The organism is Sphingobacterium griseoflavum (assembly GCF_014653155.1).
GTDB classification, from domain to species: Bacteria; Bacteroidota; Bacteroidia; order Sphingobacteriales; family Sphingobacteriaceae; genus Sphingobacterium; species Sphingobacterium griseoflavum.
Window position 1 is genome coordinate 477,193 of the sequence record NZ_BNAF01000002.1, and the last position, 9,853, is coordinate 487,045.

Consider the following 9,853-nt stretch of genomic DNA (forward strand, 5'->3'; position numbering starts at 1 on the left):
CTTATATCGCCGTCTATTGTACGATACAAACGATTGTGTAATTTTCCCAGTACAAAAAAAATTGACGGCAAACAGGACCTGAAACAAGAACGGGAGGCTTCGTTAGGTTAGACGCAGCTGCGTCCATAAAAAAAGGCGCTTACGCGCCTTTATGTTATTATTCAATGAAATCGTATTATGCAGATGCTATTTCCGCATCGACAGTAGAAAATTCATCAAAGATTTCCGAAAAGCCGTCATAGTCGTCGTCGGCGCCGGGCGAGAAGCTACGGATGCCCTTTTCTTGGACGAAGGCCTTTAACTCGGGATGTACTTCACCATCGGGAAAAACCGCGATATCTGTAAACGACAATGCACCTTTATAGAGGTCTACGTAAGAACCGTCGCCGTACGGAGCCGCTTCTTCGGCGGAAAGGTCGGCTTGGGCAGCCATTTCCCCATACTTAGCACCCAAAGAGCCGAACTCTTCATTAGCATAAAGCGAATACATCACTTTTGCATCTTTAAAAGCAGGATCATCTTTGTAGGCCGTCTTTAAATAGGCGGGCACCATGGCAGAAAACCAACCGTGGCAATGCACCACATCAGGTGACCATCCCAACTTCTTCACAGTCTCTAGTGCCCCTTTGCAGAAGAACAACGATCGCTCGTTATTGTCTGCAAAAAACTCGCCCTTCTCATCACGAAAAACCTTTTTCCGCTGGAAATACTCTTCATTATCCAAAAAATAAACCTGCATCCGTGCAGCAGGTAATGAAGCCACTTTAATGATTAGCGGATTATCATTGTTATCCACCACGATGTTCATTCCCGACAACCTTATCACTTCATGAAGACGATTTCTGCGCTCATTGATATTACCGAAACGGGGCATCAAGATCCGGATTTCAAATCCTTTCTCCTGCATAGCTTGCGGTAACTGGCGTGTAATTTCAGAAATTTTACTTAGTTCAAGGAAAGGCGACATCTCATGGGTTACAAACAATATTTTCGTTTTTGCCATCTCCAATTGTTTTTTTATTTATCGAATAGTAAAATCGGTATACAAAGATACGAATATTTGTTGATTTTACAATTAGTTAGTTTTCACAACTTTATATTTCGGATTTAATTATGCAATTTTACGGCCTTATTTAACGTTCTACGGTGGAAATATTTAAAACCAAAGCGGAGCTTCAGTTCTTTATGGGCAAGCACAGGGAAGAGGGTGGACAAGTAGCGCTCGTGCCCACCATGGGCGCTTTGCACCAAGGCCATATCGCCTTGATCGAGGAAGCGCGGCAGGCGGCACCGCTTGTCGTGTGTAGTATTTTTGTCAACCCCACACAATTCAATGACCCAAAAGATTTAGCGAAGTATCCTCGACCTATTGAAAACGATATAAGCCTGCTTCAACAAGCGGGGTGCGACGTCCTTTTCATGCCTTCGGAAGCAGAGATGTATCCCGCAGATGAGGCATATTGGCATATCGACCTTGGGGATCTCGATCGTACCTGGGAAGGTGAAAAACGTCCCGGCCATTTCCAGGGCGTCACGCAGATCGTCTACAAACTGTTCCGTTTGGTCGAACCGGATATCGCCTGTTTCGGGCAAAAGGATTTTCAGCAGGTTATGGTTATTCAACGCTTGGTGCATATCAAGCGATTGCCCATACACATCATGATATGTCCAACCGTTCGCAATTCGAAAGGACTCGCACTGAGCTCGAGAAACAGTCGTCTATCGGCTAAAGGGAAAGAAAAGGCACTAGCGCTTTACCGCGCACTATTGTTTATCAAAGAGCACAAGCATGATCTTCCTATGGATACCTTGCGGCGAGGTGCGTTCGATATCCTGGTACAAGAAGGTGAGCTTACAGTAGAATACTTGGCAATCTGCGAAAGCAGCAGTCTATTAGAGGTTTCCCATTTGGAATCCGGAAAAGATTACGTCGCACTGGTTGCGGCCTGGGTCGAAGGCGTTCGTCTTATCGACAACATGATACTCAATTAATTATCATGCTACAGCACAGGCAAATCGTTTATCAATAAAAATTAAACGCATAATAGGGGCAAATGGGGTTTTCGAGCTGGAATACGATGGAATCTGACAGCAAGCATACAGAGTTTCCGAAAAAATAAGGTAATTTTGCATTATGTTAATTGAAGTAATGAAGTCAAAGATTCACCGCGTCCGCGTAACGCAGGCTGAATTGAACTATGTGGGCAGCATCACGATAGACGAAGATTTGATGGACGCGGCAAACATCGTAGCCAATGAGAAGGTGCAGATTGTCAACAACAACAATGGCGCCCGGTTGGAAACCTATGTGATCCCAGGCGAGCGCGGCACAGGCACCATCTGCCTTAACGGCGCAGCCGCACGCATGGTGCAAGTCGGGGATATCGTGATCATCATCTCCTATGCGCATATGACACCTGAAGAAGCAAAATCGCATCAACCGGGCTTAATTTTCCCAGATGATAACAATAAATTAATTGTATAATATCAAAAGCATTACTTAATTTTATGGCGCTATCGATGTGATGGCGCTATTTTTTTTGATGCATAAATTAACGACTACATACCGATCCCTTATCGCTTATTTGTTGAGCATTTGGACGGTCGCTATCATTATCAGCGGCGTCGTGTTTATGCATAAAGAGATCACTTCAACCGGTGAGATCATCACCCACGTTCACCCCTACGATTTTACTAAAAAAGGACAGCCGCATCACCATGACTCGGATGCGGAGATCCAATATCTGAACGTAGTTTTTGCTGGAGCGTTTCTCGCCCCCGATCTGCAGGTGTTTGAAATGGCGATTACGCCGCTCAGTCTACGTATACACTTCGTGGATATGGTGGCTAAAATTATCTCCCCGGCAGGTATCCACTACGACCTAAGAGGCCCGCCCTTGCACGTGTAAAACGCAACTCCATCATTACAGTTAGTTAACAATCATCTTGATGAATCTTGCCACGCGGCAATGTTGCGGCATTGGCATTGATGCCTCCGGCTGCATATGCACGGTGTCCGAAGACATAGCGCCCTATTTATCAGCGCAGTATTGTCGGTTTGTTGCGTGCATCATTTCGGTATGGCAAGCCGACCGTGCTATACGCTACCAGCTCTACAAGATGAATCACCCATAATTTAAAATTTTCAAATCGATTACATGATAAAGATATACCAACGGCTCGCTGTCGTCCTTTTTTCGCTATTCCCAGTCCTTCTATTTGCGCAAAGCAACCTATCAGGTTCCGTCAGCACCATGCAGGGCGTACCACTGCCCCAGGCTACAATCTTGGTGGAAGGCACCAGCATAGCCGCAGCGACCGACAACGAAGGGAACTTCACCCTATTGAAAGTACCGAAAGACAAATCGACTATTGTCATCCGTGCGGTAGGCTATCAAACCAGTAAAAAAATACTGACAGCAGCACAGAAAAGTACTCCTATCCTTATTCAACTGCAGGAAGACAACCTGGCAATCAACGAAGTGGTTGTCAGTGCCACACGATACGGAATCGACCGCCGTGAAGCGCCCGTCGTCGTCAATGTACTGGGGCCAAAACTCTTCAACGCGACTCAGTCGGTCGCCATGTCCGAAACATTAGCCTATCAGCCCGGCGTGCGTGTCGAAAACAATTGCCAAAACTGCGGCTTTTCACAGGTTCGCCTCAATGGGCTAGAGGGAGCATACTCCCAGATCCTGATCAATAGCAGGTCAGTCTTTAGTGCCCTCAACAGTGTCTATGGGCTAGACCAAATCCCGACCAGCATGATTGACCGCATCGAGGTAGTGCGAAGTGGTGGTTCCGCCCTGTTTGGCGCCAATGCCATTGCCGGAACCATCAACATCATCACCAAAGATCCAGTGGAAAACGATTGGCAGATCAAATCCACCAACTCGCTTACCGGCGGCAGCTCGTGGGACAACACGCTGGATTTCAACACCTCTTTTGTAGAGGACGACTTAATGAACGGTGTTACTTTTTACGGTATGCACCGCGACCGACAACCGTGGGATGCCAATGGTGATGGCTTCACTGAAATCACCAAGCTGCGCAACACCACCTTTGGTGCCAAGGCCTTCTTCAAGCCCTCCGAATTCGATAAAGTAACCGTTGACATGAGCGTGCTCAACGAGTTCCGTCGCGGGGGCGACCGCCTTGATCTCGCGCCCCATTTTACCGACATCACCGAACAGATCCAGACCAACTCCATCATCGGCGGCATCACCTATGACCACTACTCCAAAGACTGGAAGCATAAGCTATCACTCTACGCATCGGCGCAAAAAAGCAAGCGCGACAGCTACTACGGGGGCCTTGGCGGCTCACGTATCCAACAGGACAGCGTGGTAGCCGCTAATTCTTATGGCACAACAGATGATTTTGCCATGGTCGCCGGCGCTCAATACAACTACAATTTTGAGCGCGATGTGTTGACCGCCGGCGTCGAATACAATGGAAACCGCACCGAAGATCAAATCCCGGCTTACCAACGCAGCATCGATCAACGCACGCATGCCATAGGCACCTATGCACAGTATGAGTGGAAGCTGCTGGACCAATTGAAGGCGTTGTTGGGAGCACGTTACGACTATACCTATGTGGATGGCACGTACCAGCTACTCAGCAACACGCGTCGATCCGACCAAAGCTTCGGCACCTTGAGCCCCCGCCTAACCATCCTCTACGACATCAATGAAGCCTTGCAGTTTCGCGGTGGCTACGCTCGCGGGTTTCGTGCTCCACAAGCCTTCAATGAGGATATGCACGTCACCTCCATTGGTGGGCAACAGGTATTTGTATTGATGGGCGAAAATCTGCAAACGGAATATTCCAACGCCTATACCGGCTCCCTCAACTACACGCGCAACTTCGGCAGCACGCAGGCCAGCCTATTGGTCGAAGGATTTTTTACGGACCTTCAAAACCCATTCACCACAGTGATGACCTCGGAAGAGGCAGACATCATTTTACAGGAAATGCGAAACGGTAGCCGCTCCCGCGTGTACGGCAGTAATATCGAGCTTAGCGTGGCACCCTCCAGTGCGTTGAGTATCCAAGCGGGAGGGACAATCCAGCGCGCAAAATACAGTGAAGAGCAACTGATCTTTGAGGGCGAAACCGATGCCGACGATATCCGTACGACACGCTATATGCGCACGCCAAACGTATATGGATATTTGAACACCAACATCAAAGCCACCAAGCGGTTCGCCGTTGATGTGACGGGTGTATACACAGGAGGCATGCTGGTGCCACATTACCAGCGGGATGGTCGCATGATCGTCAAAGACGCGCCTGACTTTATGGAGCTCAACCTGCGCCTAGGCTATACCTTTGCCGTTAAGAAAAACTTTAATGTGGAGGTCTTTACAGGCGTGCAGAACATGTTCAACGCTTTTCAAAAGGATTTTGATACCGGCCCCCTACGGGATTCCGATTATGTATATGGGCCTACCAAACCCCGTACATACACATTTGGTGTGAAGATAGGACATTTTCACTAAAACGATGCCGCTATGAGGGATAGATGCAGTGGTCATCCCTCATAGCTTGCTAAAAACAGCTTGATATGAAAAGATATGTGATGACTTTCCTTGTTTTTTGCAGCAGCTTGCTGCTGCACGCCCAAGGTCGGGCTGCCATCAACTGGCTAACCTTCGAGCAGCTATCGGACTCCCTACACGTAAATCCAAAGCCCGTATTGCTCTTCTTCCATACGGATTGGTGCGTGTACTGCCGGAAGATGGATAGCGCAGTATTTACAGATAAGCAGATCATATACATGCTGAACAGTCGGTATTATGCCGTTCGATTTGATGCGGAAAGTGTAGACAGCCTGTGCTTCGACGGACAGATCCTGACCAACAAAAGTTCTAAAAAACGACGAGGAAGCTACCATGATATTGCCAAAATCTTGGCAGCACGCCATGGCGATCTCATCTTTCCGACCACATTGATACTAAGCCCTGACTTTACGGTACAGCAGCGCTATTTTGAATATTTGAGTCCGGAGAAGCTGTTGAAAACCCTGCAATAAGTTTTTGAGGAGGTAGTTTATGTAAGGTTTTGCAACACATATAGAAAATAAATTTACTCCAATAAAAACGAAAACCAAGATCGAAACGAAACTATATTGTATATTTGTCAATACAATTAACAAATCGTTTTGTGAGCAATCAGCATGTAACGTCCACGTGTAATTGTTTGCATATGTAACCCGATTTCGCAGTTATGACAAAGCAACACGCATTGATACTCGCACTGATTCTAGCTTGTGCCTTTCGTGCCCACTCGCAAGAGAAGCTGCAAATCAAGGTTGCATCCGGCATTTCCATACAGGATTTTAGTTGGTCCATAGCAGGCAATGCCGACGGAACAAATCCAAATATATTATCTGAATTAAAGTACCAGAATATTGTCGGTTTAGGTCTTAGCGTAGACGGAAAATATAAAATTCTTCCAAAGATGAGCGTTATGTTGACGATCGAAAACAGGCAAACCCTTAGCGGAACAGGAAGTGACATTGACTATCAACATGATAACCGAACAACTCCAACTTATGAACTACATTTCAACAGCTCCAAAGGGGGGATGCAGCACCTACAAACAGGCCTCGCCTATAACCTCTATAAAGATCCGTTTGTAACAGTCGATGCAAACGTCTCTTACATAAATACCTCCCAAACCTTTTCCATGACCTCGTCATCGGCACCAAATCTTGACACCTGGTACAGCACACGCCAACAGGGTATACAAGTTGGCACATTCTTCCATACACATCTGGGAAGTAAGCTACAGGCATTAGCAACTTTATCCTACGCCCTTGTTGATTATACAGGAATAGGAAACTGGAACTTAATTCCAACGTTTGAACACCCTGTTAGTTTTATGCAAGAAAGCAACGGATCTCACTACAGGGGATCAATTGGACTGATTAGAAGCATATCCTCCCTACTATCTTTCTATATTTCGGGAGGATACGCTGTGCAAAAGGTACGCGCTGGAACAGACCAAACCTTTTTACGCAACGGACTGCGACAAATAACGAGGTTTAATGGTGCGAAGGGTTCAAATCTTCGGGTAAATTTTGGGGTTATTTTATCACCTTGACATACCAAAAAACTAAATAATCATTATTTCTACAGAGCTGATGCGCCCCCTCCAGCTACAAACCAAATAGCCACTTTATCATATATTGTAAACCCATTCCAAAAGAAAGGTGTTGTTCCAGCCCCAGAATTAAACAGGGAGTTTGGGTCAGGATTAGTAGTCGAATTAGGAGTATTAGGAACCGTGTAGGCCCCTATTAACACACCGTCAATATTCATGGCACTTGCTTCTGAACGTCTCCAATCAGTGTGCCGCAATCCTAAAGCATGACCAAATTCATGGGCAACCAAGAATTTCTTCTGGGATATTGACAAACCACTCCAATGAAATGTATTGAAATACATATTTTTTCCAGTTTGCAATCTCGCGTGATTGACGTATGGTGGTGGAAGATTTTCTGCTGGTAACACATTTGGCCATTGTGCGTAACCAAGCCGAATGGAATTTTCGAAAAAATCATGAAAGATCAAATTTGCTTCATTTTCATTAAACACTTCCGTGAAGGTTATTCCAAGAGATGGATTCAAAAATGGAGGTAAATTAGTATCCTTGTAAGGATTTTTTATTGCTGAAAATTCGTTCAAAGCTTCTGTAATAACGGACGAGTTGCCTAGTACTGGCGAGACATAAAATTTTATTGGGTTTTCATAAATAACGAAAGGACCTCCGCTGAACGCAGTAGCATGCCTCGATTGCGTTTTAAAGAGTTCCGATTTTTTTAATAGAATATCTCCTTCGACAAAGATATCCTCGCCTTTAATAATTGCAGAAGCCGTATCAAAACCGAGCTTAACTAAAGCAGTTTTTACTTTAGATACTTCATCTTCGGTGGAGTCCAACGCAAGACTATTTTTTTTGCAGGAATGACCAATAATCACGATTACAGCCATTAAAAAAATTTTGATGTTCATAACAAATATATTTATAAAATGCAACAATGATTAAATTTAATACATTAATTTATTCAAAAAAAAATTACAAATCACAACTCAGGACGATACTCTTTAGAATTAAAAAACGAATAAAAATTTCATACCGGTGAAGGACAGTTTTACAAAAAAAACTACTGATGACAAATAACATTTCGAATAAAAATATTCACGATTAACAGAATTGGAAAAAAAAAAGAATTCAGTACTTTTTCAATATTTCTAAAATAACATAATTCAGTAGTACAAGTGGGTTTCGTTACAAAACCAATGGAATGTTCTTGTCCTATACAATTCGACAAAATATTCCACATTTTTTTTATGTTTGTTGTAGCAAAATGGCTAATAATTCGTTCTAACCACAAAATGTACGCAAACAATCTATGAAAATCTTAATCAAACTAACATTTGCTCTTATTGCAATAGCTACTTTTTCATCCTGTTCAAAAAATAGTGATCTAGACTACCAGAAAGTATTAGAAGAGCAACGAATTAAAGATTCTATCAACAACGCTCGCATAGAGAAGATTCTTAAAGAACAAGCTCCAACAGTTAAAGCCTTTGCCGATCAAAATATGGTCGATGCTAAATTGGATACAGCAACCGGTATATGGTTTCAAGTCATTACAGAAGGCGACGAAGCTTCTTACACTTATAAAGTATTGAATAATTCGCTGATTTACCCAACAATTACCGCCAAGTATAAGGGCACGTTGCTAAACGGAACGGTATTCGATCAATCAGAAGCTGGTAAAGACTTCACCTTTCCTTTAATGAATGTAATTGGTGCATGGCAACTTGCTTTTTTTCCAAAAGCCATTACTTTTAATGGAAACACTTATAAAATAGGCGGCTTAACCACTAGCGGGCTAAAAAAAGGTGCTAAAATCAAAATAGTTACACCGTCACCTTGGGCTTACGATGCCCGGGACAGTGAAAAGATACCTGCAAACTCACCATTATATTTTGAATTAGAGGTTGTTGACATTAAATAGAATAAAATATAGCACGCTGTTGTAGCGTGTCACTAAAAAGTAACGTTATATTCAAATTGAAAAAGACTAGATGTATTTATGAAAAATCTAATTAGACCATTAATCGCATTAGCTATTGTTGCTACTACTTTTACTTCCTGTATGGATAAGGGAGAAGATATCGACTACGAAGGTCAAATTTTGGCTCAAGAAAGAAGTATCGATTCTGTGTTAAATTCCCAAAGAAGTGCCATTCAAGCATACGTTGCTGCAGAGTTTACTAATCCCGTTACGGATACGACTTCTATAAATCTGACAAGGTTAGGAAAGAAGGTAACTCGCGGCATGTATTATGAAGTATTATCTGAACCAACGAACAGCACCTACGAATACAAATACAGTGGGAGCGGATTTGTTGTTCCAACTGTCAAATTAAAATATACCGTATCTACTTTAAGCAAGACAGTGGTACAAAGTGATGCTACAGGCGGAACATACACATTAAATTACAACAATGCCGCATTCAGTTCTGTTTGGCTTTATTCATTTTATCCTTATTCGATTTCCTACAACGGCAATCAAGTGAAGATCGATCAATTAGGGGGGCTTACGAAGGATGGGCTAAAAACTGGAAGTAAATTCCGCATAATTTCTCCATCGCTTTGGACAGAGACCAATAGTTCATCATCGACTATACCTGCCAACCAACCCCTAGTTTACGAGTTTGAAGTGCTTTCTATCGAATAACTTGACGGATACATACGTTTAAAGAGGCCGTCTCATAAGTAATTATGGGACGGTTTTTTTTACTTGTTTACCTCGCGCTATTTTCTATCTTAT

General features: G+C 43.7%; 10 protein-coding genes. 8 read left to right on the plus strand and 2 right to left on the minus strand.

Annotated features, from left to right (window positions below):
* Positions 1-175: 175 nt before the first annotated feature.
* Positions 176-1,003 carry a glycogen/starch synthase gene (locus IE165_RS04115; protein ID WP_189625326.1) on the minus strand — a complete coding sequence of 276 codons (828 nt, stop codon included), beginning with the start codon at positions 1,001-1,003 and terminating at the stop codon, positions 176-178.
* A 143-nt stretch (positions 1,004-1,146) separates the two neighbouring features.
* Between IE165_RS04115 and panC the strand changes: the two genes are divergently transcribed.
* The 6 genes from panC to IE165_RS04145 all read left to right on the plus strand — a co-directional run bounded on the left by panC (position 1,147) and on the right by IE165_RS04145 (position 7,110).
* A complete protein-coding gene (gene panC, locus IE165_RS04120) occupies positions 1,147-1,992 on the plus strand; it encodes a pantoate--beta-alanine ligase (protein ID WP_189625327.1) in 846 nt (281 codons plus the stop codon).
* Between the two features lie 142 nt (positions 1,993-2,134).
* Positions 2,135-2,485, plus strand: a complete 351-nt coding sequence (gene panD / locus IE165_RS04125) for an aspartate 1-decarboxylase (protein WP_189625328.1) — start codon at positions 2,135-2,137, stop codon at positions 2,483-2,485.
* A 40-nt stretch (positions 2,486-2,525) separates the two neighbouring features.
* Positions 2,526-2,909: a DUF8478 family putative metalloprotein gene (locus IE165_RS04130; RefSeq protein ID WP_189625329.1), complete on the plus strand. Its 384-nt coding sequence runs from the start codon at positions 2,526-2,528 to the stop codon at positions 2,907-2,909.
* A gap of 249 nt (positions 2,910-3,158) precedes the next feature.
* Complete coding sequence (locus IE165_RS04135) at positions 3,159-5,504, plus strand: TonB-dependent receptor (protein WP_189625330.1); 2,346 nt, start codon at positions 3,159-3,161, stop codon at positions 5,502-5,504.
* A 65-nt stretch (positions 5,505-5,569) separates the two neighbouring features.
* On the plus strand, positions 5,570-6,037 hold the full coding sequence (locus IE165_RS04140) for a thioredoxin family protein (RefSeq protein WP_189625331.1): 468 nt from the start codon (positions 5,570-5,572) through the stop codon (positions 6,035-6,037).
* A 194-nt stretch (positions 6,038-6,231) separates the two neighbouring features.
* Positions 6,232-7,110, plus strand: coding sequence for a hypothetical protein (locus IE165_RS04145; protein ID WP_189625332.1), 879 nt, complete (start codon positions 6,232-6,234; stop codon positions 7,108-7,110).
* 29 nt (positions 7,111-7,139) lie between these two features.
* Here IE165_RS04145 and IE165_RS04150 read toward each other — a convergent pair whose 3' ends face one another.
* The gene (locus IE165_RS04150; RefSeq protein WP_189625333.1) at positions 7,140-8,021 is read right to left on the minus strand and encodes a M57 family metalloprotease; all 882 of its coding nucleotides are present in this window, start codon (positions 8,019-8,021) and stop codon (positions 7,140-7,142) included.
* Positions 8,022-8,422: 401 nt separating this feature from the next.
* Between IE165_RS04150 and IE165_RS04155 the strand changes: the two genes are divergently transcribed.
* Together IE165_RS04155 and IE165_RS04160 are read left to right on the plus strand one after the other, a co-directional pair.
* Positions 8,423-9,034 carry an FKBP-type peptidyl-prolyl cis-trans isomerase gene (locus IE165_RS04155; RefSeq protein ID WP_189625334.1) on the plus strand — a complete coding sequence of 204 codons (612 nt, stop codon included), beginning with the start codon at positions 8,423-8,425 and terminating at the stop codon, positions 9,032-9,034.
* Positions 9,035-9,175: 141 nt separating this feature from the next.
* A complete protein-coding gene (locus IE165_RS04160) occupies positions 9,176-9,760 on the plus strand; it encodes an FKBP-type peptidyl-prolyl cis-trans isomerase (protein ID WP_189625335.1) in 585 nt (194 codons plus the stop codon).
* Positions 9,761-9,853 lie beyond the last annotated feature (93 nt).

Coding starts and splice junctions, on each gene's coding strand:
- IE165_RS04115 (WP_189625326.1), bottom strand. CDS start 1,003: ATGGCAAAAACGAAAATATTGTTTGTAACCCATGAGATGTCGCCTTTC.
- panD (WP_189625328.1), top strand. CDS start 2,135: ATGTTAATTGAAGTAATGAAGTCAAAGATTCACCGCGTCCGCGTAACG.
- IE165_RS04130 (WP_189625329.1), top strand. CDS start 2,526: ATGGCGCTATTTTTTTTGATGCATAAATTAACGACTACATACCGATCC.
- IE165_RS04135 (WP_189625330.1), top strand. CDS start 3,159: ATGATAAAGATATACCAACGGCTCGCTGTCGTCCTTTTTTCGCTATTC.
- IE165_RS04140 (WP_189625331.1), top strand. CDS start 5,570: ATGAAAAGATATGTGATGACTTTCCTTGTTTTTTGCAGCAGCTTGCTG.
- IE165_RS04145 (WP_189625332.1), top strand. CDS start 6,232: ATGACAAAGCAACACGCATTGATACTCGCACTGATTCTAGCTTGTGCC.
- IE165_RS04150 (WP_189625333.1), bottom strand. CDS start 8,021: ATGAACATCAAAATTTTTTTAATGGCTGTAATCGTGATTATTGGTCAT.
- IE165_RS04155 (WP_189625334.1), top strand. CDS start 8,423: ATGAAAATCTTAATCAAACTAACATTTGCTCTTATTGCAATAGCTACT.
- IE165_RS04160 (WP_189625335.1), top strand. CDS start 9,176: ATGGATAAGGGAGAAGATATCGACTACGAAGGTCAAATTTTGGCTCAA.